A 24,491-nucleotide genomic window follows, 5' to 3' on the forward strand; every position below is an offset into this window, starting at 1 on the left:
ACGCCAAATCGTATACGTTTGTTTATCGCGCTGCACAAGGGGGCACTGACACCGGTGACGGAACGGGCGTCACGACATGCATCGTCGGCGTCAACGCCTCCCATTCTTCGACCGCGACGGCGGCGCTGCCCTTCGCATCGTATGAGGCATCGAACACGGCACGCAGGCAGCGGGTGGTGATCGTCGGGAAGGTGACGGTTTCGAACCCGTCGCGCTCCGCCGCTTCATGCCGCAGGCCGGGTACCGTTTGCCAGCCACCGTCGCGCCAATAATCCAACCGCCACGCCGCTGGTGGTGCGACCCCCTCCGTCGCGCCGGCGGGATGGTCGGCGAAGAAGCGGATGCGGCTGGCATTCAGCGTCACCGGCGCTGGCCAGCGATACGCGATCCACGCCTGCCTCGGCGTATCGGCGCCGCGCCATGTGCCCCACATGTCGGGGGGCAACGGCGCAGCGCGTACCTTGCCGTCGTTGAGCGCGCCCAGCCAGAATTGCACCGGCACCGGCTGGTTCGATGCGGAAGCCACGGCGGCGGGCGCGACGTTGCGGCTCGGCCGTACCGGCTGGGGCGCGCGGGTCGGCACCACCGGGCGGATCGCGGCCGGGGTGACGCTGTCGTCCCACGCCATCCGATCGATCGCTACGGAGCGGCGGAAATGGCCGCCGCCGACCGCATCCGCCGTGTGATAGGCGAGATACCATTGGCCTTTGAACTCCGCCGCGCCCGCATGCGACGTGGTCGAGGACACCGGCGGCAGGATAACGCCACGATAGGTCCACGGCCCCAGCGGCGACGGCGCGGAGGCATAGGCCTGGCACGCATAATAGACCGCCGGCGTGCACGGGCTGTCCGGCCCGGCGGTGTTGGCGGCGTAGATCAGATAATAGGTGCCGCGCCGCTCCATCAGCCACGGCGCCTCGAAGAAGCCGGTGGCGCCGGTCAGCGTCATCTCCGGCCCCGCCGGCGTCACCATGTCGGGCGCCAGCCTCATGCCGCGTAGCTGGCCGAACGTGCCCCAGATGATCGTCACCTTGCGCCCCTCGACCAACACGGTCGGGTCGATGTTCTGAATGCGATTGGCGACCGGCACGGTCTGCGAGATGATCGGCCCCGCGGGATGCGCGTCCCGCCACGGGCCGCGCACGTCGTCCGCTACCGCGACGCCGATCGCGAACTTGTCGTCCGCGTCCGACACGCGCTGCATCACCGGGGCGTAGAGGTAGAAGCGGCCATCTGGCCCGCGCACGATCTGGCCGGCATAGGCGCGCCCCTTCTCCGCCCAGGCGAACACCGCCTCAGGCCGGGCGACGGCGGGATAATGCTGCCAGCGGCCCGACGCTGGATCCTTGGTCGACAGCAATTGCCATTCGTTCATGATGAAGTCGTTGACGCCATCCGGCGCCTCGTCGCGCCCGGCGAGAATGTAGAGCGTGTCGCCGACGACGATCGGCGCCGGGTCGGTCGAATAGTAGCGGCCGTCCGCCAGGATCGGATTGCCCGGCCGCGTGACCGTCTCCGGTGCGGCCTGACCCATCGTGGCGAGCCCCGCCAGCGCGAGCAACCGCCTCACCGTTCCTCGTCCGGATACGGCCCCTTGCCGCCGTCCCGGATCAGCTGGTCGGTGCGTGCGTCGATCACCGACACCGGCACCGAGCCGAGCGACAGGATCGCGTCGTGAAAGGCGCGTACGTTGAACTTCGTCCCCAGCGCCGCCTCCGCCCGCGCTCGCGCGGCCTGGATCGCGAGTTCGCCGGTATAATAGCTCAGCGCCTGACCCGGCCAGGCGATGTAGCGATCGACCTCCGTCTCGATCTCGTGGTCGGCAAGCGCGGTATTGTCGTGCAGGTATCGCTGCGCCTGTTCGCGGCTCCAGCCCTTGGCGTGGATGCCGGTATCGACGACCAGCCGCGACGCACGCCACGCCTGGTAGCTGAGCATGCCGAATAGGTCATAGGGCGTGTCGTACATCCCCATCTCCTCGCCCAACGCCTCGCAATAGAGCGCCCAGCCCTCGCCATAGACCGACAGATAGCCGTCGCGCCGGAACGCCGGCAGGTCATTGTTCTCCGCCGCCAGCGGCATCTGGAAGGCATGGCCCGGCGCGCTTTCGTGCAGCGTCAGTGCGGGTAGCGAATAGAGCGGCCGCGCCGGCAGATTGTAGGTGTTGACCAGATAGATGCCCGGCCCGCCGCGCCCGCCGGTGTAGAAGGGCGCAAGGTCCGCCGGCACAGGCTTTATCGCGAAGCGCGCGCGCGGCAGCCGGCCGAAATATTGGCTCGCCTTGCCGTCGAACGTCTTGGCGATCCAGGCGGCGCGATCGAGCAGATCCTGCGGCGTCTTGGCATAGAAGCGCGGATCGCTGCGCAGGAAGGCGAGGAAGGCGGGCAGGTCGCCCTTGAAGCCGACCTGCGCCATCACCCCCTGCATCCGCGCGCGGATACGCGCCATCTCGGCGAGGCCGATGCGGTGAATGTCCTCCGGCGACTGGTCGAGCGTGGTGAATTCCGCGACCTTGGACCGGTAATAGGCCTTGCCGTCGGGCAGGTCGTAGGCGGCGAGCGTCTTGCGTGCACCCGGAATGTATTCGGTGCGCAGGAAGGCGAGCAGCCGCGCGTGCGCCGGCACCACCGCTTCGCGGATCGCCGCCGCGGCTTGCGCCTTCAGCATGCTTTGCGTCGCCGCCGGAATGGTAGCGGGGAATTTCTGGAAGGGGGCGTAGAACAGCGACTCTTCGGGGCTGCGCGCCTCGACAACCTGCGCGACGCCGATGTCGCGGCCCTTCAGCGTCACCTGCGCCGGCGTGAAGCCACGCTTCAGCCCGGCGCGCATGTTGGCGATCTGCTGGTCGAAATAACGCGGCATCTCGCGCAGCATCGCCAGATAGTCGCGATAATCCTGTTCGCGCACGAAGCTGCCGCGCGACGCCTCGGCGACATCGCCCCAGAAGCTGGTGTCCGAATTGAGCGGCTTCTCATATTCGCGAAACCGCTGCTCGGCGAGCAGCGCGTCGATCTGCCTCTTGTAGACGAGGTAATTGGTGCGCTCCGCAGGGGACAGGTCGCCGGGCCGGATCGCCGCGAGCACCGCCGCGGTGCGAGTCCAGCGCGCCAGCTTCTCCGCCTGCGCCTGCGGCCCGACGTCGGGCAGATGCCGCGCCTCGCCGCCGGGGTTGGCGTCGCCAGCGGCGAGCATCGTCTTCCGCCAGTCGTATTCCTGCGTATACAGCGCCTTGAGGCGCGCATCCGCGCTCCCCGGCACCGCCGCCGGCGCCGCCAGCAACAGGGCGGCCACAATCAGGCTCATGCGCCGATCCTCATGATGTCGTCGTAGAGCGCCTGCGGGATCGTCACCCCCTCCGCCAGGCTGCGCGCCCGCGCGGCGTAGCGCCGGCTCGACGGCAGGCGCGCGCCCTGCCCCTCGATGCTCGCGAACATCGCCTCGGCGCGCGCGAGATGCTCGGCCACCGCCTCGCCCAGGAAGCCGGCAGGATCGACCGCGATCACCAGTTCGCCGCCGATCGGCGATCCGCCACGCCCGCCGTCCGCGGCGATCGAGTCCGCGCTGGTCATGTCGCCGATCAGCGGCCCCGCGACCAGCTCGACCATCGCCGCCAGCGCCGATCCCTTGTGCCCGCCAAAGGTGCGCATCGCGCCGGCGAGCATCTTCTCCGCCTCTGTCGTCGGCTGGCCGTCCGCGTCATACCCCCAGTCGTCGGGCACCGGCTTGCCGGCGCGCCGGTGCAGCTCGATCTCGCCGCGCGCCACCGCGCTGGTCGCGAAGTCGAACACGAACGGGTCGCGCCCCGGCCGCGGCCAGCCGAAGGCGATCGGGTTGGTGCCGAACACCGGCTTCGTGCCCCCCGCCGGGGCGACCCAGGCATGGCTGGGGGTAAAGGCGAGCGCGACCAGCCCCTCGCTCGCCAGCGCTTCCACCTCGGGCCACAAGGCCGCGAAATGCACGACATGGTTGAGCGCCAGCGCTGCGATGCCGAACGCCCTGGCCTTGTCGACCAGCAGCGGCCGCCCGCGCTCGAACGCCAGCTGCGCGAAGCCGCCACCGCCGTCCACCCGCACCAGCGCCCGCGCGGGCTCGCTCACCACCGGCACCGCATCGGGCACCACCACGCCCTTGGCGATGCTGTTGGCCGCGACCAGCAGGCGATAGATGCCATGGCTGGCGCAGCCGTCGCGCTCGCCCGCCACCATCGTCTCCGCCACCGCCGCGGCATGATCGAGCGCAAGGCCGACCGCCGCCAGCTTCGCCCGCGCCAGTGCGCGCAACGCGTCGAGCGTCAGATGGACGCCCCCCTCCGTGTCGGCAGCGCTCAAGCGACCGCCCCCGGCTTGGCCGTGTACAGCCGCACGCCGAAGATCGGCCCTGCGCTGCTCCGGTCATGCGGCACGATCCGCACACGGACGCTCGCCTTGCCGCGAGTCAGCGGTTCCGGCAGCGGATAATCGACGTCGAAGAACTTGCCCGGCCGGTCGTTGTCGAGCCGCTGCGTCGCGACTTTCACATTGTCGACCAGGATGTCGAAGTCGCGCCCACGCTCGCCGCCCCAATAGGTCGCCTGCAACAGCAAGGGGCCCGGGCGCGTCTTCATGTCGAATTCGATGAAACCGCCCGACCTTGCATCACGACCCTGCCGGCCGCGATAGGTGGTCGGATAGGACAATTCGCTGGTCAGCTTGTGGTCGCGCTCCGGCTGCATTTCGCCTAGGTGCATGACGTCGACCGAGCGCGCGGCGATGTCCTTCAGCCGCGCCTGTTCGGCGGTATAGGCGGCCTCTTCCGCGGCCCAGGCGCTGTCCGAGAAGCGCTTGAAATAGACCGCGCTCTGCCGTCGATACTGACGATAGAAGGGCACGAAGTCGAGATCGCCCGGCCGTACCACGCCACGCGTCGCATAGCGGCCAGCCGCCGCGTCGCGCGCGGCGAACCCGCCCACCAGGTCGGCACCAACCAAAGCGGGATCGGCCTTGTCCCATTTGGCGTCCGCCGCGCCCAGATCGGCGGCGAGCACCATCGGCCCACGCAGCACGGCGACCGTGCTGTCATCGCCGGGTGTCGATTCGAGCCGCAGGTCGAGCGGCAGCGTGATCGCGACGCGGTCGCCCGCCTTCCAGTCGCGCGTCACCACGGCATAGCCGCGTGCCGTCGCCGGCTGCACCGGCGCGTCGTTGACGGTTACCACCGCCTTGCCCGTCGCCCAGCCGGGCACGCGCAGCGCTACCGGGAAGCGGCCGCCGCGTACCTTGGTGAAGGTCAGCGTCGACGTCCCCTCGAACGGATAGCGCGTGTCGAGCGTCACCGCCGCCCGCCGCCGCGCCCATTGCGCGTCCGCCGGAATGTAGAGGTTGACGTAGAAGGTGCCGTCGTCACCGTCGGCGAAGATGCTCTCGCCGTGTTTGGCGTGGCTCTCCATCCCCGACCCGACGCAGCACCAAAAGGCATCGTCCGCGGTGGTCGAATAGTCGCGGCCGGCGCCGCTCATCAGCGGCGTCATATAGGTGAAGCCGCCCGTCGCCGGATCCTGCGCGCTCATCACGTGATTGAGATGCGCGCGCTCGTAATAGTCGAACAAAGCGCCGTCCGGCTGCCACGACCAGAGATGCCGGGTCAGCTTGAGCATGTTGTAGGTGTTGCAATGTTCGCACGTCTGTTCGGTGATGTGCTGCGCGATGCTGTCCGGCTCGCTGAAATATTCGCGGTCGGCGTTGCCGCCGATGACGTAGCTGTGGTGCCGCGTCACCGCCTCCCAGAAGAAGCGCGCCGCCCTTGCCTTGGCGGGGGCGCCGCCCGACACTTCGTGGATGCGGGCGAGGCCGATCAGCTTGGGCACCTGCGTATTGGCATGGAAGTTGGCGAGCTTGTCCTCGCCGCGTGCCAGCGGATCAAGCACGCGATCGTCGTACAGCGTGTTCGCCATCTTCAGCCAGCGCGGGTCGTGCGTGCGGTCGTACAGCTCGGCATAGCTTTCGTTGAGCCCGCCATATTCGCAGCCCAGCACCGTCTGCACCTGCTCCGGCGTCAGCGCGGCGAAGACGCGCTCGAAATAGCCGGCAAGCCCCTCGACGACCTTCAGCGCCTGCGCATTGCCCCAGGCGGCATGGACGTCGAGCAGGCCGGCAAACAGCTTGTGTACCGTATAGAGTGGCGACCAGCTGCCATTGAGGTCGAACCCGCCGGAGCGGATATCGCCCTTCATGACCTCGGGGAAGATCTCCTCCCCGTCGACGATCGCCCCGTCCTTGCGCTTGCGGCCCAGCGCGCCGACGTAGCCGGTGCCGCGCTTCGCCTGGCAGGCGGCCAGTTCGCTGACGATGTGATCGGCGCGACGCCGCATCTCAGCATCGCCGGTTTGCTGCCAGGTAAGCACCAGCGCCGACAGATAGTGGCCGAGCGTATGGCCGGCGATCGTGTCGCTTTCCCAGCCGCCGTAAATCTCGCCCTTCGGCTCCAGCCCTGCATATTTGCGGAAATTGTGCAGCAGCCGATCGGGCTGCAGCCGCAGGAGATAGGTGCGGTTGACCTCCACCGCCCGCTGATAGTCCGACGGCCGCAGGCGTACTGCCGACAGGGGAAGCGGGCAGGCGGTCGCGCGCACACCATTCGAGATGGCGGCAATCGACCTGCGCTGAAAACCCACGAACGCCATCGCCGCGCCACTCGCCAGAGCTGCCCGCCGGCTGATCGTCACCACATTCAGTCTCCTTCAGATCGTATACATTCTAAAAAAGGCGTCATGTCAACAACTCCACCATTGACGTAATACAGTATATGATATTGATCTGTCGACTTCCGGAAGGCTGACGTAATTTTATTTCTCTGGGGGCGACATGAAGAAAACGACATTCCGCTTTGCTCAGTCGGCTTGCCTGATGGCCATGGCGGTTGGACTAACCACTGCCGCCGCGCAGGCGCAGACCACGTCGTCCCAACCGTCGCAGGAAACGGCCGCGCCCGGCGACCAGACGATCGCGACGAACGTTCCCGTGTCCCAATCGGGCGGGGACGACGTCATCGTCACCGGCACCCGCATCCGTCGGGCGGATCTCGTCAGCAACAGCCCGCTGACCAGCGTCGGCGCCCAGGAACTGACGTTGCAAGGCACCAACAACATCGAGAACGCGCTGAACCGTCTGCCGCAGTTCACGCCAGACGCGAACGAGAACGTGTCGAACGGATCGGACGGCACGGCCAACATCAACCTGCGCAATCTCGGCTCCAACCGCGTCCTGACGCTGATCAACGGTCAGCGGATGCTGCCGACGCAGGCGATGGACGTGAACTTCATCCCCTCGGCGATCGTCGAACGGGTCGATGTGGTGACCGGCGGCGCATCCGCGGTGTACGGCTCGGATGCCCTCTCCGGCGTCGTCAACTTCATCCTGCGCGACCACCTCGACGGCTTCCGCCTCGACGCCCAGTCGAGCATCGCTGATCACACCAACGACAACAGCTTCGTTCGATCGATCGTCTCGGCGCGTGGCTATCAGACGGCGCCGCCGCACACGTTCGACGGTGCCAAGCAGGACATCAATGCCTCGTTCGGCAAGACGATGCTCGACGGCCGGCTCAACATCACCGTCTACGGTGGCTATCGCCACACCGATCCGGTGCTGCAGTCGACCCGCGACGTCTCCGCCTGCGCTCTCAACAGCGCGACCACGACCTTTTCCTGCGGCGGTTCGAGCAACACGCCGTACGGCACCTTCACCCCGCTTGCCGGTCCCGACGCCGGCATGAAGCTGACCAACAGCATCGACGGCAGCAAGACCTGGGTCCCCTACGTCTCTTCGATCTACGCCTATAATTATGCCCCGGCCAACTACATCCAGCGTTCCGACGAGCGCTACAATGCCGGCGGCTTCCTGCACCTGAAGATCGCGCCGCAGGCCGAGATCTACGGCAGCTTCATGTACATGAAGGACAACAGCTTCTCGCAGGTGGCGCCCTCGGCACTCTATTTCGGCCAGACCTACGCCGTCACCTGCAACAACCCGCTGCTCAGCGCCAGTCAGGCGCAGGCGCTGTGCGGCACCGCCGCCGGCACCGCGACGACGCAGAACACGCTGATCGGCTACCGGCTCAGCGGCAGTGGCGCGCTGCCCCGCCGCGACAGCCTGCAGCATGAGGATTTCCGCTCGATGGTCGGCGTCCGCGGCGATCTCGGCAGCGGCTTCAGCTACGACGTCGGCGTGCTGCGCTCCGCCGCGCATTACGACGAGACCTATCTGAACGACGTCAGCGTCGCCAAGGCGCAACGCGCCCTGCTCGCGGTGCCGGACGGCAATGGCGGCGCGGTCTGCCAATCGGTGCTCGACGGCACCGACAAATCCTGCGTTCCGGTCAACGTGTTCCAGGCGAATGCGATCACCACCGCCGCGGCCAATTATCTTTACGCTCCCAAGTCAACGCGCGGACGCTACGGGCTCAACGTCATTTCGGGCAGCGTGACCGGCGATCTCGGCAAGCTCGGCATCACCAGCCCATTCGCCCGCGACGGTGTCGGCATCGTGCTGGGCGGCGAGCATCGCCGCGAGACCTTGCTGTTCACCGGCGACGCGCAGGCGCTGGAAGCGGGCACCCAAAATTCGGACGGCATCATCGCGGTGACCGAAGGTTTCGGCGAGATCGAGGTGCCGCTGGTCCAGGACAAGCCGTTCTTCCGGTCGTTGACGGTCAACGGCGGCTTCCGCTATTCCGACTACAAGAACAGGCAGGATTCGACCGGCTTTCGCTCCGGCTACAACGCCTTTACCTACAAGGGCGAATTGAGCTGGCAGGTCGCCGAGCCGCTGCGCTTGCGGGCCAGCTACAATCGCGCGATCCGAGCGCCGAACATCTCCGAGCTCTTCTCCAACCTGTCGCTGGGCAACGTCAACGCCACCGATCCGTGTGCCGGGGCCAGCCCGACCGCATCGCTCGCCGCCTGCCAGCTGACCGGCGTCACGGCGGCGCAGTACAACAACCGTCTCGTCATCGAATGCCCCGCCGACCAATGCACCGGCCAGTTCGGCGGCAACCGCGGCCTCAAGCCCGAGAAGGCCGATACCTACACCGCCGGCATCGTGCTGGCGCCCCGCGGCGGACGCAATCTGTCGCTGTCGGTCGATTACTTCCACATCAAGGTGAAGGACTATATCGGCAGCATCGATCCGAATACGACGATCAGCCAGTGCTTCTCGACCGGCAGCCCCTATTTCTGTGGACTGTTCCATCGCGATCCGCTGACCGGATCGATCTTCGGCACCGGCTATGTCGTGTCGACGACGCTCAACACCGGCTACCTGCAGACGTCGGGGCTCGATCTGGCCGCCAATGCCACCGTTCCGGTCGGCCGTTTCGGCAAGGTCAATCTCGACTTCATCGGCACCTATCTGTTCGAACAGGCGACGCAGCCGCTGCCCGGCGGCGACTCCTATGACTGCAAGGGCCTGTTCGGCTATTCCTGTGGCCAGCCCAACCCGGTGTGGCGCCACAATCTGCGCCTGACCTGGCAGCCGGACGAGATCGCCAGCCTGTCGTTCAACTGGCGGTTCATCGAGAAGACCAAATTGTCGACGACGTCGAGCAACAGCTATCTGACCGGCGCGCCTGATCCGATCGACGAGCGTATCGCGCCGTACAGCTACTTCGATCTGACCGCGGCGGTGGCCGTCAACAGCAACCTCACCCTTCGCCTTGGCTCCAACAATCTGCTCGACAAGAGCCCGCCGGCGCTCGCTTCGGGCGTGCTCAACCTGTTCGGCAACGGCAATACCTATCCGGGTGTCTACGACGTGCTCGGCCGCCGGATCTTCGCCGGCGCGACCGTCAAATTCTGAACTGTATACGGATCAGGCAAATCGCGTAACAATGTGGCCCCCGTTCTCGTCGAACGGGGGCCGTTCCTGGGGACCCGTGATGACCGACGCCCGACGCTGCGCCGCCCTTCTCCTGCTTGCCGCGCCCGCGTTGATCGCCGCAGACGCCCAGCAATCCGCCAAGCCGCAATATGCGCCCATCGCGACCCGCGACTTTGCGGTCGGACCGTTCCGCTTGGCCTTGCGCAGCGACACGCAGACGCTCGCGCGCCTGTCGCCGGCCGCGGAACCGGGGTTCAGCTTCGTGCCGACCGGCCGCGAAGCGGAGCGTGCCGGTGATGGCTACAACCATATCGGCGACATCCACCTGCGCGTGCGGGCGCCGGGCAGCGAATGGCGCGACCTCGATTCGGCGGCGGCGCGGCGGCCGATCCGCGCCCTGCCCGCCGCCAAGACCGTGATCGCCGCCGCGGACATCACCGCGAGCCTGGGTACGGACAGCCCGCTGTCGGTCGAGCGCCGCTGGGTCGACGAGCACGGACAGCTCGCGCTGCGCTTCACGCTCCGCAACGTCTCGGCGACGCCGGTGGAGATCGGTGTGCTCGGGCTGCCGATGGTGTTCGACAACATCATCACCGACCGCACGCTCGATCAGGCCCATGCGCAGGCGAGCTTCACCGACCCCTATATCGGCCGGGACGCCGGCTATCTGCAGGTCACGCGCCTGAACGGCAAGGGGCCGGCGCTGCTCGTTCTCCCGGAACGCGGCACACCGCTCGAAGCCTATGTGCCGCTGCTCGGACCACATGAGCGTGACGGGGCGAGCAGCTTCGCCGACAAGAGCCCGCGCGGGCAGACGTCGGAAGGCTTCTACGACTGGACCGTCCATTCCGCCGGTTACGTGGAGCGCGAGTGGAAGAACGGCGGCGAACCGTGGAACGCGCCGACCGCCCGCACGCTGGCGCCGGGCGAGACGACGACCGTCGGCGTGCGCCTGACCCCGGCACCGACGATTCGCGCGATCGAAACCACATTGGCCGCCGCCGGCCGTCCAGTCGCCGTCGGCATCCCTGGCTATGTCGTGCCAACCGACACGAATGCGACCCTCTTCGTCAAGGCGCCGACGCCGATCGTGCGGATCGACAGCTGGCCGGCCGGTGCCATCACCGCGACGCCTGCCGGCACCGTCAAGGGCTGGACCCGTCTGTCGATCCGCGGCGCGCAATGGGGCCGCGCCCGCCTGACGCTGACCTATGCCGATGGCCAGGCACAGACGGTCAGCTATGTCGTCACCAAGCCGCTCGATCAGACGATGGCCGACCTCGGCCGCTTCGCCACCACCCGCCAATGGTATGAAGGCGAGGGCGACCCGTTCGGCCGTAGCCCGGCGATCCTGACGTACGACAATGAGGCGAAGAAGATCGTCGACGTCGAACCGCGCGTCTGGATCGCGGGCATGAGCGACGAGGGCGGCGGCGGCAGCTGGGTCGCGGCGGTGATGAAACAGCTCGACAATCCCGACGCGGGTGAGATCGCCAAGTTGGAGCGCCTGATCGACGCTACCGTCGTCGGCAATCTTCAGGTCGCCGACGGCCCGCATGCCGGCGCGGTCAAGAAGAGTCTCTTCTACTACGACCCCGCCAAATTCCCCCATTTCTATACCGGCGATCCGCGGCAATGGCAGAGCTGGACGTCCTGGAAGGAGAAGGACGCCAACGACCTCGGCCGTGCCTACAACTACCCGCATGTCGCGATCGGTCATTGGGTGCTCTACCGCACCGCACGCAATCACCCCGACCTGGTCACGCGGCATGATTGGCGCTGGTACCTGGACCATGCGTACCTCACCGTCGTGGCGATGATGCGGGATGCGCCTTACTATACCGAATTTGGCCTGATGGAGGGCGACGTGTTCGTCGACATCCTCAAGGATCTCCAGCGCGAGGGGATGACCGCGCAGGCGACCGAGATGGAACGGTTGATGCGCCATCGCGCCGACCATTGGCGCAGCCTGAAATATCCCTTCGGTTCCGAAATGGCGTGGGACTCGACCGGTCAGCCGGAGGTCTATGCCTGGATGCGCTATTTCGGTTTCCAGCCGCAGGCGGACATCACGCGCGAGGTGATCCTCGGCTACGATCCGACGATCCCGAGCTGGGGCTATAACGGCAATGCCCGCCGGTATTGGGACTTTCTGTACGGCGGCAAATATCCGCGAATCGAGCGGCAGATCCACCATTACGGCTCGGCGCTCAATGCCGTGCCGTTGTTCGACGCCTATCGTGCCAATCCGGCGGACCTGCACCTGTTGCGCGTCGCCTATGGCGGGATGATGGGCGGCATCACCAATATCGATTGGGACGGCTTTTCCTCCGCCGCCTTCCATAGCGCGCCCGACATGATGCGCTGGGATCCGTATAGCGGCGACTATGGGATGGGCTTCTTCGGCCATGCCTATGCAGCGGGCAGCTATCTGGCGAACGATCCGACCTTCGGCTGGATTGGCTTCGGCGGCGACGTGCGCGAGGAGCGCGGCACGGTATCGATCGTACCAAAGGACGGTGCGCGCTCGCGGCTGTTCGTCGCGCCGGCCGGACAATGGATTGAGCTGGAGGCCGGCAAGATCGCGAAGGCGGTCTATACCCCGGCGAGCGGCCGCATCGCGCTGACGCTCGATCCGGCCCGCCGCGGCACGACATCGGCACGGCTGTTCGTCACCCGCACTACGGGTGCCGGTGCGGCCTACCGGCCATCGACAGGCCGGCTGGAGCGGGGTGGCTACACCATCCCGCTCGGAGCCGCTCCGGTAGAGGTCGATCTCACAGGCAGGTGACGCTGCGGCGCGCCGTCGCATCTGACCTGCCTTGCCCGATCGCGCGGAATGACGCGGCCAGCAAGGCACTTCCGCCCGAAGCGGACGCACACTAAGGATCGGGCCCATCACGGAGCCCGGACACGACGATGGACCTGCTGCTGGTCGAGGATGATACGGTTTATGCCGAGACGCTGGCCGCGGAATTGCGCGCGCTCGATCATGCGGTGACCATCGCGCCAACGGGGATCTCCGCGCTCGAGGCGGTGGCGCGAGCCCGCTTCGACGCGATGATCCTCGACCGGATGCTGCCGCAGCTGGAGGGCACATCCGTGCTGCAGCGGTTGCGTGAGGCGGGCAACACCCTGCCCGTCGTGATGCTGAGCGCGCTCGGCCGGTCGGTCGAGAAGGTCGAGGGGCTGGACGCAGGCGCCGACGATTACGTCGTCAAGCCGACGCCCGCGATCGAATTGGATGCACGGCTGAAGGCGCTCGCCAGGGCGCGCGGCTGGACCGCGGGCGGCAGCGGCGGCGATACGCTGCGTGCCGGCGATATCACCGTCAGCCCGACGCAATTGCGCGCCTGGCGCAACGATCAGCCGCTCGACCTCACCAAGCTCGAACTGGGCCTGCTGACCGAACTCGCCCGCCAGCCGGGGACGATCCTGACCCGGGCGATGCTGCTCGAACGCGTCTGGGGCTATGATTTCGAACCCGCAACCAACATCGTCGATGCGCAGGTGCGGATGCTGCGCCGGAAGCTGATCGCGGCGGGCGACGACGATCCGATCGTCACCAAGCGCGGTCTGGGCTATATGCTGCGCGGATGACGGCGCCGCGCGTCCTGACCTATCGGCCGCGTTGGTGGCGGTCATTGTCGCTGCGCGCGCTGACCACGATCTTCCTGTTGCTGTTTCTCGGCACGACGCTGACCACCGGTTACGCCACCTTCGCCGCTTCGCGCGCGGCGGTTGCGCATCTCGTCGATCGGCGTATCGCGACGGTCAGCGACGAGATCGACGACGATGTTCGCCCCGGCGACGCCGCCGCGGTCCTGGCGCGGATCGATCGGCTCAGCCACCAGCGCGATACGGGCGATATCGGGCTCGAGCTGCGCGATGCATCGGGCCATCGCCTCGGCGGCAATATCATGCTGAAACGGCCGCTGCCGCCGGGGTTCTCAACGGTCCGCCGCCATGACCGGATCACCGGCCTGTCCGCCGGCCGAGCGTTGGTCCGCCCGCTTGGCGGCGGATTATGGCTGACCACCGTCGGCGAAACCGAACCGTTCGACGATTATGCGTCGCTGCGGCTGCGCAACTATCTGCTGGGTTTCGGGGCGATCGTCGTCGTCGTACTGGCCGGCACCGCGTTGCTGGCATTCCTGATCGGCCGCCGGATCGCCGCGGTGCGCGACACGGCCGAAGCGATTATCGACGGCGATCTGCGCGCACGCCTGCCCGTCGCGGCGGGCGGTGGCGCCTTCGCGCGCGAGGCGGCGACGTTCAATCGTATGCTCGACCGGATCGAGCGGCTGATGGCCGAGGTCGCCGGGGTCAGCAACGACATCGCCCACGATCTGCGCATGCCGCTTGCCCGGCTGCGCGGCCAGCTCGCGCTGATCGCCGCACGCGCGCCAAGCCCCGCGTGGCGAACGGAGCTCGACCACGCTTTGCAGCAGTGCGATGCCCTGCTCGCGATGTTCGCTGCAACGTTGCGGATCAGCGAGGTCGAGGCAGGCCGGCGCCGCGCTGGCTTCGCCCGGCTCGATCTGGGCGCGCTGGCGGCGGAGATCGGCGAGACGATGGCGGAGGTCGCCACCGACACCGGCCATCGCCTCAGCGTCGACGCAGGCGTCGCGCTGCCGGTGGAGGGTGACCGGCAATTGCTGGCCCAGGCGTTGATCAACCTGATCGAGAATGCCTTCCGCCATACGCCGGCGGGTACGTCGGTCACGCTGCACGTGGCCCGCAACGGCGACATCGCCTGCGTCGCCATACGGGATCGCGGCCCCGGCATCGCCGTCGCGGACCGCGGCACCGCATTGCGCCGCTTCGGGCGGCTCGACACGAGCCGCCATAGCGAGGGACATGGCCTGGGTCTGCCGCTGGTCGACGCGATCGCGCGGCTACACCGCGGTACACTGATCCTGGGAGATGCCGAGCCGGGGCTCAGCGTGACGCTCGCTTTGCCCTGTGCCGGGAACAGCGCCTGATCGCGGCATCCAGCCCTCCTAGCCCTTTGCCCGCCCCCGTTGTGGCAATGGGAGCGGCGCAAGACGGAGACCCCCGTCTGATCCGGAGCCAGCGACATTCCGGAGAAACGGAAACGCCCGGCCCCGGGGGACCAGGCGTTTGTCGTCGGCCGTGACCGGGGATCAGAAGCGCATCGTCGCTTCCACACCCCAGGTCCGCGGCGGATTGAAGTTGGCGTAATCGCCGAGGATGCCGCCATAGCTGGTCGAGATCAGCTGGCCAGTGGCGCCGTAATTGTACACCGGCACCGAGTTCGCCGACGATCGACGATAGATGTAGGTCGTATCGAGCAAGTTGCGCACCCAGAAGGCAAACGTCACCTTGTTGGTGGGCGACACCGCAATGTCGGCGAGCGACAGGCGGCCGTTCATGATGAAGCTGGCGTCGGTCTTGGTCGGCTCGAGCTGGAAGCTATACTGGCTGCTCGCGTAATTGCCGTCGAGGTGCAGGCGGACGCTGGCATCGCCGACGTTAATCGGAACGGCGTAATCGATCGCCGCCGATGCCGCATTACGCGGCGTGTAGACGATGTAGAGCTGCTGCGCCGGAGCGCCCGGGGTCAGCGGGTTCACCGCCGAGGGCGCCTTCCAATAGGTGTAGGCATAGGAACCAGTCAGAGTCAGCCCCTGCACCGGTGCCACCGTCAGATCGGCCTCGATGCCGCGGATCTTGCTCTTGCCGGCGTTGATCGTCTGTTCGATGTGGCTGCCGTTGGTCGGGCTCGACCCGTTGGTGTCGAAATAGTCGAAGTCGAACTGCGTGTTCGACCGGTTCATGATGTAGCCGGCGAGGTTGAGCCGCGCCTTGTGGTTCCAGAAGTCCATCTTCGAGCCGATTTCATACGACTTGACGGCTTCCGGACCGAAGGCGTTGAACTGCAGCGAACGGTCGTTGGCGCCGCCGGCGCGGAAGCCAGTGGCATATTTGGCATAGAGGTGCACGTCCGGCGTCGCATCGAACGCGACGTTGACCATCGGGTCGAAGCGGCTGATGCTATTGCGGAAGCTGAATGGCGAGACGGTGCCGGCGGTGACCAGATCGGCGCGATTGTTGACCACGTACAGCGTGCCGTGACGCTTGTCCTTGGTCCAGCGGCCACCGGCGGTAATGTGCAACACGTCGCCCAACGCCGACGGCGTGAAGGTCAGATTGCCGAACAGCGAGTAATTGTGGTCGCTCGCCTGGCTAGCGCGGGTGATGAACTGGCAGCTGTTGGCGAATTGCGGCACCGTCGTCGCCAGCGTGTTGTTGCACGACGGATCGTACTGCTGATAGCCCGAATTGGCGCTGGTGATCGCATTCGCATTGCCCGGGATCGGGCTGCGGATCGTATAGGCGGTACCGTCCGCGTTCCACAGGTTGCTGAGCGGCGTCGCGGCATATTCGGTCGCGTGCTCGGTGAAATAATAGGCGCCGACGACATAGTCGAGCTGGTCGGCGCTCCCGACCGCCTGGAACTCCTGGCTGAACTGGTGCTGGTGCAGGAACGACAGGCTGTAGCGGCTGAAGTTCGAGTTGGGCGCGAAGCTGCTCCGCTCCGGACCGCCCGAATTGTCCCACTGGTCCGTGCTGACGCCGCGCCAAGCGGTGATCGACCGCAATTCAACCGCAGGCGCGACCTGATAGCGCAGATTGGACGAGAAGCCGTGCGTGATGTCGACGCTGGGCTGCTGCGGCACGCCGACGTCGGCGACCTTCTGCCGATCCGGATGCACGCCGACCAGCGGCGCCTTGGGCGCGATGCAGACGGGGCGGCCGGCAGCCGCCTGCGCTGCGGTGATCGTGCCGCCGCAATTCACGCCATTCAGCTGGAGGACGCCGCTGCTGTTGAACGTGCCGACCGGATAGTTGTTGGGGTTGTAGCTGATCAGCTGGCTGAACTGCGGCGTATTGTCGTCCTTCGCATAATCATAGGCGAAGTCGGCGGTGAAGCCGTCGACCGGCTTCCAGCGCGCGGCGACGCGGCCGCCCTTGCGGTCGTAATAATTCCAGCCGGTCGAACCCGTCAGCGGATCCTTCACCGTCGGATCCTGATGCTGGTAGACGCCGTCGAACTTCAGCGAGATGTCGTAGAAGGCCGGCAGGTCGAGGTGCACGTCCGCGTTTCGGCTGCCGTAGTTGCCGACGCCCGCGGTCATGCGGCCGCCGAACACGCCGGTCGGCGCGCGCGAGACCAGCGACAGCGCGCCGCCTTCGGTGTTGCGGCCGAACAACGTGCCCTGCGGGCCCTTGAGCACCTCGATCCGCTCGATGTCGAACAGCGCGGCATTGAGGCCCTGCGTCTTACCCAGAGCGACGCCGTCGATGTAGACGCCGACGCCGCCGTCACGCGCGGTCTGGTTCTGGTCGTAGGGGACGATGCCGCGGATGCCGATCGTCAATGCCGACTGGCGCGCCTCGAAAGTGGCGACGCGCAGGGACGGAATCGTGCCGTCGGCGAGGTTGAACAGGCTGAGGACGTGGCGGTCGGCGAGCGCCTGCGTGTTGAGCACGCTGATCGAGATCGGCGTCTTCTGCAAATTGGTTTCGCGCCGCGTCGCGGTGACGACGATGTCGCCGAGTTGCGAGCCGCCCTCTTCCGTCGCGGGCTGATCGGCAGTGGTCGCCTGCGCATCGGCGGTCGCCTGCGTCTGCGCCGGCTTGGCCGTGTCGTTGGTCGTCTTCGCCTCGGCCGCGCCCGACGCCACGAGCAGAGCGGCGCCCGCGAGCAGACGCAACCGCATACGCGAATGGATCGACATGTCGTAAAGTCCCCTTGATCAGCCACTTCGGCTTCTCGGGGCGCGTTATCCGCGAGTCGGGACGGTGCCGTGACAGATCAAAGACAGCAAAATCCCACAAAACTCATCCTGATTTCATATTAGGCGAACCGGCGCAGGAAGTCGATATGGCTCGGCACGGTCTGCAAGCGGTGGCGGATGCCGGCGTCGAGCCCACCGAGCGCCCGTTGCAGGTCCTGCGCCGGCAGCATGCGTGCAAGATGGTGGTAATCGCGCGGCTCCAGTCCCTGACCGAGCATCACCTGCACCCAGGAATCGATGCGGAAGATCTGATCCTGGTCCTGGAACGCCGCCGCCTGCTCGCGGAACAGCGCGATCCGCGCCGCCAGCGTGTCCGGCACGTCCATCGCCGCCATCCGGCGCCAGAACGGCTCCGCCTGGTCGTTCAGATGATAGTGGAGGATGACGAAGTCGCGGACATGCTCCCACTCCGCCCGCGTGCGCTCGTTGAAGCGATCGGCGAGCGCGCCGTCGTCGCCGGCGAAGGGGAAGCTCTGCACGAAACGCGTCACCGCGATCATGACCAGATGGATGCTGGTCGATTCGAGCGGCTCGATAAACCCGCTCGCCAATCCGAGCGCCAGGCAATTGCGGTGCCAGGCACGCTTCCGCATGCCGGTGGTAAAGCGAATCGGTCGTGGATCGAACAGCGGCGTGCCCTCGATCCCGTCGAGCAGGGTCGCGCGCGCTTCCTCCTCCGTCATGTCGCGGCTGGAAAAGACGATGCCGTTGCCGACCCGATGCTGCAGCGGGATGCGCCAGCGCCAGCCTGCGCAGTGCGCGATCGCGCGGGTATAGGGCATCGGCGGCCCGACGCTGTCCGTCTGCACCGCCAGCGCGGTATCGGTCGGCAGCCAGTGGCTCCAATCGTCATAGCCGGTCGTCAGCGCATCCTCGATCAGCAGCGCGCGAAAGCCGGTGCAATCGATGAAAAAGTCGCCGTCGATCACCGCGCCGGAGGCGAGCCGCAAGGCACGCAGGTCGCCCGTCTCCGCGTCCCGATCGACGGCGACGATACGCCCTTCGATGCGACTGGCCCCCGCCGCCTCGGCATGGCCGCGCAGGAAGGCGGCATAGGCGGTGGCATCAAGATGATAGGCATAGGCGAGGCCGGCGGCCGGATCGGTCGAGAAGCGCCCCTCCGCCGCGGCGCGCGATTCCGCCGAATAGTCGCCATAGGCGCCGCCGAAACCCTGCCGTCGCGCCTCCAGCCAGAAATGCTGGAAGTCGGCGACGAACATCGACCGGCCGACCGATCCGAAGGCGTGGAAGTAGCGCGCGCCTTCGCGCAGCCAGTGTTCGAAGCTGATGCCGAGCTTGAACGTCGCCCCCGTCGCGCGGACGAAGGCCGCCTCGTCGACGCCGATGAAGTCGTGGAAGGTGCGGATCGTCGGGATCGTCGATTCACCGACGCCGACGGTGCCGATCGCATCAGATTCGATCAGCACCACCTCGATCAACGGCGACAGCTGGCGAACCAGCGCCGCCGCGGCGAGCCAGCCGGCGGTACCGCCGCCCGCGACGACGACGCGTCGCACCTGCCTCATCGATTGAGCCGGTGCGCGACCGCACCGCGCAGGCGCCGGGCGAGATCGGCGTCGATCGGGCCAAGCGGCCCCTGCATCGCCGGCGGCAGATGCGCCGCCGCGGCATCGGCCGGGCCGAAGACATAATAGTCGAACAGCGCCTGCCAGCCCCGCTTCTCATGCGCCGGCCGATCGCGCAGCGCCAGCAAGGCGTGGAGCAACGTCGTCATCGGCGTATCGTGATGGTCGGCGACCCGGTTCCACCAGAAATTGACCAGCACGTTGAAGGGGTCCAGCGCCTCCACCTGATGCCACCACAGGGCCGGATAGACGAGCAGGTCGCCCGGTTCGAGCTCGGCGATCTCCCCCGCCGCCACCGCCTCCGCGAAACGCGGATAGAGGTCGAGATCGGGAGCGGCAAAATCGACCATCGTCACCGCCTGGCCACCCGGCGTCGGTTCGAGCGGTCCGGGATAGAGGTTGGCGATCTGCTCGGGCGGAAAGAGCGTGAAGCGGCGCCGGCCGACGGCGCAGGCGGCGGCATTGTCCGACATGTCGTGATGCGCGGCGGCGACGGTGCGATTGCCGATCCAGATGCTGGCGAGCGGCGGATGGGCAGCAAAGAGACCGTCTGCGGGTAAGAGCGGATTGTCGTGGCGCAGGCCGGGGAAGAAATGGTCGAGGTCGGTCGAACCGACGTAGAGCGCGGCGCCGTCATCGCTCCGCTGCCCCTTCGCCAGCCGCGCCATGACCATCGGCAGCGGCAGGCGTTCGGTGCGGAAGTTCATGCCGGTGCCAGCGCGATCGTAATGGAAGCGCCCACGGATTGCCGGGTCGCCGAGATAGGCGACGAGCGGTCGCCCGGCATCGAAGCGGGCGAGATAGTCGGCGACCGCTTCGGGCCCGCCACGTCCGGCGGCGACGAGCGGCCAGTGCGCCACCGCGCCACGCAAGATCGTCGGCACGCCGGCCTCGACGATCGCCGCGAGATCGGGCGCCATACCACGACCGTCGATCTCGCGGGTGCGGCGGGTCACGCGCAACGGCGACGCATCGTCACGCACCACGGCGCACCGCCCGTTCGGCGAGCCACGGCAATGTGCCGAGCGACGAGGCCGCCCAGATCGCCGGTCGCAGGAAATCGTCGTGGTGCAGCGCGGCAAGGGCGGTGGCATCCAGCGTTGCCAGCCGGGCCTCCGCGACGACATGGCAGTCGGGCACGCGGAAGGAGGCGCCGCCGGCGGTCTCGACCTGGAGTTCGACCGGTTCGAGCAGATCGTGGCGCAGCAAGGCCGCGGACAGATGCGGCGCGATCTGCGTCCCGGCATAGATCCGCCGCAACACGCCGCCGATCCGATCGAGCAGCGGCGCCTGGCCGCCGTGCGGCAGGAAGATCGGCGCGCCTTCCGCATCACTGACCCGCGGATGCGCGGGGTCGATATGGATCGTCGGCGCGCCGCCGTCTGCCGGCACGCCGATCGAAAAGGGCCCCCGCTGCAACAGGGCGGGGATGTAATGGGCGTCCCAGCGATCGTCGTCGAGGAACAGGTTCTGGTCGCGCGCGAAGCCGAGCAGCGCGACCGCGTCATAGCCGCCATCCGCCCTGGCGCGGAACACGATCGGATATTCGCGGGCGACATCCTCGAATTCGGTGGCGAACACCGCGACCTGATTGACCGCATCGCCGAAGCCGGCGCCGCGTTCCAGCCGCACGCGCAGCCCCGCATGATCGACATTGTTGAGCGGCTGGGGCGTGGAGGCCGTCATATCAGCAACATACCGTAAGAACGTCGCGGGGGAAGGCCGCGCCGTACGGCCCGGCCCTCCCCTCGCGATCAGAAGCGCAGCCGCGCGCCGACCAGATAGCGGGCGGTACCCTCCGTTTGGTACCACGTGTTGATATAGTCCCGGCCGTAGGTCCGCACCCCCTCCTCCAGCAGGTTGATGCCTTCGAAGGTCACCGCGAGGTGCGGCGTGACATCGTAACTGATGTTGAGGTCGAGCTGGCTGTACGGCGCGGTGAACACCGGATTGTGGTAGGTGTCGCGGTTCAACTGGCTGAGGAACTTCGCCCGCCAATTGTATGCCAGCCGTGCCGACAGGCCGTATTTGTCGTAGATCAGCGTCGCATTTGCGGTGTCCGACAGGCCGACCAGAGCGAACTGGTCGACGTTCGGATCGGCCGCCGTGTCGATGCCGACATTGCCCCGCACAAGGGTATAGCTCGCCGCGACGCCGAAGCCGGTGTCGCCGAGGAAATACTGGCCCGCGACCTCGAAGCCGTAGATCTCCGCTTCCTTGTTGTTGATCGGCGTGTTGACCGAGAAATTGAACAAGGGATCATTGGCGTCCGCAGTAATGTCGACGGCAGCCAGCGTCTGGTCGACGAAGCCCTGATCGAGGGATCGCGTCTGCGTGTTGTAATGGGCGGCGAACTGCGCATTGGCGGCGGCGACGTTGCCGCTGTTCTGCTGCAACAGCGCGGTATAGGTGAACAGATTGACGTCGGTGATGTCCGCCGCGAACGTGTTGGTCAGCTGCGTCTTCGCCGTCCCCGACCGCGTCCCCGCCTGGCCCGAGGTCGGATCGCGCAGGCCGAACAGCTGGCGATTGACCAACGTGTTGCCGATGAAGTTCTTCACCCGCTTGTCGAAGAAGCCGAGCGACAGATAGACGTCCTTGCGCGGATACCATTCCAGCGACACGTCGAAATTGTCGGAATTGAGCGGATCGAGATCGGTGTTGTTGGCGTAGCCGGTGGCGACGCCGCCGATCGCGGTCGGACGCGGCGGCGCCTGGCTGACGCCGCTGGACGCGAACAGGCTGCCATAGGGCGCGCGCGCGATCGTCTTGCTGTACGACAGGCGCCCCTTCAGTGTCCGCGTCAGGTCGACCGAGAAGTCCATCGCCGGCAGCAGATTGTTGTAGCGCCCCTTCGAGGTCACCGCCTGACGATCGGTCGAGTTGAGGACCGTAAAGTCGTTGTCCGCCTGCCAGACGATCGCCAGCGGGATCGGCTGCAGCGAGGTCGCGTTGACGCGGGTGCTCTCGAACCGCGCCCCGGCGACCAATTGCGCGTTCATGTCGCCGAGCTGGCCGTTCCAGGTGACCTGGCCATAGACCGCCCAGATCTTTTCCTGGACGCGATTGTCGTTGTTCGCGTCGATGTTGTTCTGGTGGTTCACCCCGTCGTTGGTGATGCCGATGTAGTAATTGTACAGCGAGTTGTAGAGCTTGGTCGCATCCTCGGTGCGGAAGGCGATCTTGGTGTTGGCGTCCGGGTTCGGGCTGTTGTGGGTGAACTGGCAGACGGTGCAGAACTGGAAGACCTGGCCCGGTGCGACCGTGGCGATCTCCGGCGGCAGCGAATTGCCCCAGTCGCCGAGTACCTGCCGCGTATTATACTGCGTCTGGCGGGTATCGGTCTCGCGATAGTCGCCGCCGAAGTCGAAGCGGCTGCCGCCGCCGAGATCGTAGCCGCCATCGAGCCGCAATTCCTTGATCCGCTGCGTCTGCGTTGAGGCGAACTGGCGCTGCACCGCGCCCGACAGGTCGCCGACGTCGATGATGCCGTTGTTGTTGCCCTTGATGAAGGACTGGCCCGTCGGCGTCACGCTGCGCGTGCCGTCGTTGATCGACAGCGTCTGACGCGGGAAGCCGTCGGTGCCCCAATCCACCGAATGGGCGGTGACCACCGGCGCGTTGAACGCCACCGTGGTCGACGTCTGGCCGTTCGGATTGTCGGGCAGGCTCTCCGCCTTGCCGATATGGCCGTCGAGGGCGAGCTTGAACCGGTCGGTCACCTGCCAGGCGATGTTGCCGCCGAAGTCGTACAGGCGGTTCTTCTGCGCGCGATAGGCCTGTTCGAAGGCCTCGTCCTTCACGCCGTTGATCGTTTCGTGCAGGTAGCGCGTCGTCGCGATGCCGTCGGCGGCGCTGTCGAAGGTCACCTCGTCGAACGGCCGGTTAAACCAGTTGGACTGGGTCGAGCGGCGCTCGGATTCACGCAGCTGCGCGTAGAGCGCGTCGGCGGTGATGGTTAGATTGTCGACCGGCCTGAACTGGATGATGCCCTGGCCATTGAGCCGCTCGCGGCTCGCCTCGGAGAAATGGTAGCGGCTGTCGTTGGGTACCGAAACCAGGGTGCTGCCGTTCGCCGGCGCGTTGTTGATCTTGGTCGCCTGATTCACGAAGCCATTGGCGGGATTGAGGAAATCCGACAGCGTCCGGATATTCCAATCGTCGTTGGCCTGGCTGGCATAGCTGTAGTTGCGCTTCTGGTAGCTGCCGAACAGCGACACGCCGAACTTCTGGTCGGGATCGCTCCAGCTGGCGACGCCCGACACTTCCGGCGTCACATGGCTGCCGCAGCTGATGCAGGCGTCGGCGCCATTGTCATAGCTCGCCTTGGCGCCGATCGAGCCGGTCAAACCGCTTTGCCGCGCGTCGAGCGGGCGGCGGCTGACGATGTTGACGGTTGCGCCGATGCCGCCCGACGGCACCGCGGCGCGACCGGTCTTGTAGACCTCCAGCGTCTTGACGCCTTCGGAGGCGAGATTGGCGAAATCGAACGAGCGGCCGAAGCCGCCCGCGCCATCGCCACCCTGATCGCCGCCGACCGCGACGATGTCCGACGTCGCCAGCTGGCGGCCGTTGAGCGTGACGAGATTGTATTGCGCGCCGAAGCCGCGGACCGTGACGGTCGAGCCTTCGCCATTGACCCGGTCGATCGACACGCCGGTGATCCGCTGCAGCGACTCGGCAAGGTTGGTGTTGGGGAATTTGCCGATATCCTCGGCGCTGATCGCATCGACGATGCCGCTCGAATCGCGCTTGATCGCGATCGACCGTTCCAGCGAGGCACGGACGCCGGTGACGACGATGTCGTCGCCCGCCTGCGTGTCGGGCAAGGGATTGGTCGCGGTGGCGCCGCCTTCGGTCACCGGTGCGCCGCGTGCCGTATCGGCCTGCGGCGTGCCCGCCTGCGGATCTGCCGCGGGCGCGGTCTGTGCCAAGGCCGCCACCGGCATCGCCATGGCGCCGGCCAGAGCCAGCGTCGACGCGGAACGCGCCAGCACACGGGCGAGATCGATCCCCCTCATATCATCCTCCTCCACTGCCGGCGGAAGGCCGGCCAACCTGAACCTGGCGATGTCGTCTCGCCATGATGTGGTTCTACCGTAGCCGACAACGATGTCAATGGCAGTCATGCTGACGGTCGCGGCGACGGCGGAGGTTTGGGTCGCGAAAGCACGATCGGATGGCAGCGCCGCTCAGGGCCGCGTTCGGCAAAAAGAACGGCTGCCGCG

The 24,491-nt window shown here is 66.9% G+C and carries 13 protein-coding genes; 4 read left to right on the forward strand and 9 right to left on the reverse strand.

Annotated elements, in window-relative coordinates:
* Nucleotides 1-22: 22 nt before the first annotated feature.
* The 4 genes from ACU5AX_RS09660 to ACU5AX_RS09675 are packed head-to-tail and all read right to left on the reverse strand — an operon-like array spanning nucleotide 23 to nucleotide 6,703.
* Entirely contained in the window at nucleotides 23-1,570 is a 1,548-nt protein-coding gene (locus tag ACU5AX_RS09660) for a family 43 glycosylhydrolase (RefSeq protein ID WP_446690704.1), read from the reverse strand.
* Entirely contained in the window at nucleotides 1,567-3,303 is a 1,737-nt protein-coding gene (locus tag ACU5AX_RS09665) for a DUF885 domain-containing protein (RefSeq protein WP_446690705.1), read from the reverse strand. Before ACU5AX_RS09665 ends, ACU5AX_RS09660 begins: the two co-directional genes overlap by 4 nt.
* Complete coding sequence (locus ACU5AX_RS09670; protein ID WP_446690706.1) at nucleotides 3,300-4,328, reverse strand: Ldh family oxidoreductase; 1,029 nt, start codon at nucleotides 4,326-4,328, stop codon at nucleotides 3,300-3,302. Before ACU5AX_RS09670 ends, ACU5AX_RS09665 begins: the two co-directional genes overlap by 4 nt.
* Nucleotides 4,325-6,703, reverse strand: coding sequence for a beta-L-arabinofuranosidase domain-containing protein (locus ACU5AX_RS09675; RefSeq protein WP_446690707.1), 2,379 nt, complete (start codon nucleotides 6,701-6,703; stop codon nucleotides 4,325-4,327). Before ACU5AX_RS09675 ends, ACU5AX_RS09670 begins: the two co-directional genes overlap by 4 nt.
* A gap of 136 nt (nucleotides 6,704-6,839) precedes the next feature.
* Between ACU5AX_RS09675 and ACU5AX_RS09680 the strand changes: the two genes are divergently transcribed.
* The 4 genes from ACU5AX_RS09680 (at nucleotide 6,840) to ACU5AX_RS09695 (ending at nucleotide 14,836) form a co-directional block, all read left to right on the forward strand.
* Nucleotides 6,840-9,830, forward strand: coding sequence for a TonB-dependent receptor domain-containing protein (locus ACU5AX_RS09680; protein WP_446690708.1), 2,991 nt, complete (start codon nucleotides 6,840-6,842; stop codon nucleotides 9,828-9,830).
* Nucleotides 9,831-9,909: 79 nt separating this feature from the next.
* The gene (locus tag ACU5AX_RS09685) at nucleotides 9,910-12,642 is read left to right on the forward strand and encodes a DUF5695 domain-containing protein (RefSeq protein ID WP_446690709.1); all 2,733 of its coding nucleotides are present in this window, start codon (nucleotides 9,910-9,912) and stop codon (nucleotides 12,640-12,642) included.
* Nucleotides 12,643-12,770: 128 nt separating this feature from the next.
* Nucleotides 12,771-13,451: a response regulator transcription factor gene (locus tag ACU5AX_RS09690; protein WP_446690710.1), complete on the forward strand. Its 681-nt coding sequence runs from the start codon at nucleotides 12,771-12,773 to the stop codon at nucleotides 13,449-13,451.
* The gene (locus tag ACU5AX_RS09695) at nucleotides 13,448-14,836 is read left to right on the forward strand and encodes a sensor histidine kinase (protein WP_446690711.1); all 1,389 of its coding nucleotides are present in this window, start codon (nucleotides 13,448-13,450) and stop codon (nucleotides 14,834-14,836) included. Before ACU5AX_RS09690 ends, ACU5AX_RS09695 begins: the two co-directional genes overlap by 4 nt.
* A 162-nt stretch (nucleotides 14,837-14,998) precedes the next feature.
* Here ACU5AX_RS09695 and ACU5AX_RS09700 read toward each other — a convergent pair whose 3' ends face one another.
* The 5 genes from ACU5AX_RS09700 to ACU5AX_RS09720 form a co-directional block, all read right to left on the reverse strand.
* Nucleotides 14,999-17,599 carry a TonB-dependent receptor gene (locus ACU5AX_RS09700; RefSeq protein WP_446690713.1) on the reverse strand — a complete coding sequence of 867 codons (2,601 nt, stop codon included), beginning with the start codon at nucleotides 17,597-17,599 and terminating at the stop codon, nucleotides 14,999-15,001.
* A gap of 137 nt (nucleotides 17,600-17,736) precedes the next feature.
* Nucleotides 17,737-19,203, reverse strand: a complete 1,467-nt coding sequence (locus ACU5AX_RS09705) for a tryptophan halogenase family protein (protein WP_446690714.1) — start codon at nucleotides 19,201-19,203, stop codon at nucleotides 17,737-17,739.
* Nucleotides 19,200-20,183 carry a cupin-like domain-containing protein gene (locus tag ACU5AX_RS09710; RefSeq protein ID WP_446690947.1) on the reverse strand — a complete coding sequence of 328 codons (984 nt, stop codon included), beginning with the start codon at nucleotides 20,181-20,183 and terminating at the stop codon, nucleotides 19,200-19,202. The genes ACU5AX_RS09705 and ACU5AX_RS09710 overlap by 4 nt, the downstream gene beginning before the upstream one ends.
* 55 nt (nucleotides 20,184-20,238) lie before the next feature.
* Complete coding sequence (locus ACU5AX_RS09715; protein WP_446690715.1) at nucleotides 20,239-20,949, reverse strand: SapC family protein; 711 nt, start codon at nucleotides 20,947-20,949, stop codon at nucleotides 20,239-20,241.
* Nucleotides 20,950-21,017: 68 nt separating this feature from the next.
* On the reverse strand, nucleotides 21,018-24,284 hold the full coding sequence (locus ACU5AX_RS09720) for a TonB-dependent receptor (RefSeq protein WP_446690716.1): 3,267 nt from the start codon (nucleotides 24,282-24,284) through the stop codon (nucleotides 21,018-21,020).
* Between the last annotated feature and the right edge of the window lie 207 nt (nucleotides 24,285-24,491).

It is taken from the genome of Sphingomonas benefaciens, assembly GCF_052907485.1.

Excerpts from the sequence above, each read along its gene's own strand:
- ACU5AX_RS09665 (WP_446690705.1), bottom strand. The coding sequence starts at position 3,303 with ATGAGCCTGATTGTGGCCGCCCTGTTGCTGGCGGCGCCGGCGGCGGTG.
- ACU5AX_RS09680 (WP_446690708.1), top strand. The coding sequence starts at position 6,840 with ATGAAGAAAACGACATTCCGCTTTGCTCAGTCGGCTTGCCTGATGGCC.
- ACU5AX_RS09685 (WP_446690709.1), top strand. The coding sequence starts at position 9,910 with ATGACCGACGCCCGACGCTGCGCCGCCCTTCTCCTGCTTGCCGCGCCC.
- ACU5AX_RS09690 (WP_446690710.1), top strand. The coding sequence starts at position 12,771 with ATGGACCTGCTGCTGGTCGAGGATGATACGGTTTATGCCGAGACGCTG.
- ACU5AX_RS09695 (WP_446690711.1), top strand. The coding sequence starts at position 13,448 with ATGACGGCGCCGCGCGTCCTGACCTATCGGCCGCGTTGGTGGCGGTCA.
- ACU5AX_RS09700 (WP_446690713.1), bottom strand. The coding sequence starts at position 17,599 with ATGCGGTTGCGTCTGCTCGCGGGCGCCGCTCTGCTCGTGGCGTCGGGC.
- ACU5AX_RS09705 (WP_446690714.1), bottom strand. The coding sequence starts at position 19,203 with ATGAGGCAGGTGCGACGCGTCGTCGTCGCGGGCGGCGGTACCGCCGGC.
- ACU5AX_RS09710 (WP_446690947.1), bottom strand. The coding sequence starts at position 20,183 with ATGGCGCCCGATCTCGCGGCGATCGTCGAGGCCGGCGTGCCGACGATC.
- ACU5AX_RS09715 (WP_446690715.1), bottom strand. The coding sequence starts at position 20,949 with ATGACGGCCTCCACGCCCCAGCCGCTCAACAATGTCGATCATGCGGGG.
- ACU5AX_RS09720 (WP_446690716.1), bottom strand. The coding sequence starts at position 24,284 with ATGAGGGGGATCGATCTCGCCCGTGTGCTGGCGCGTTCCGCGTCGACG.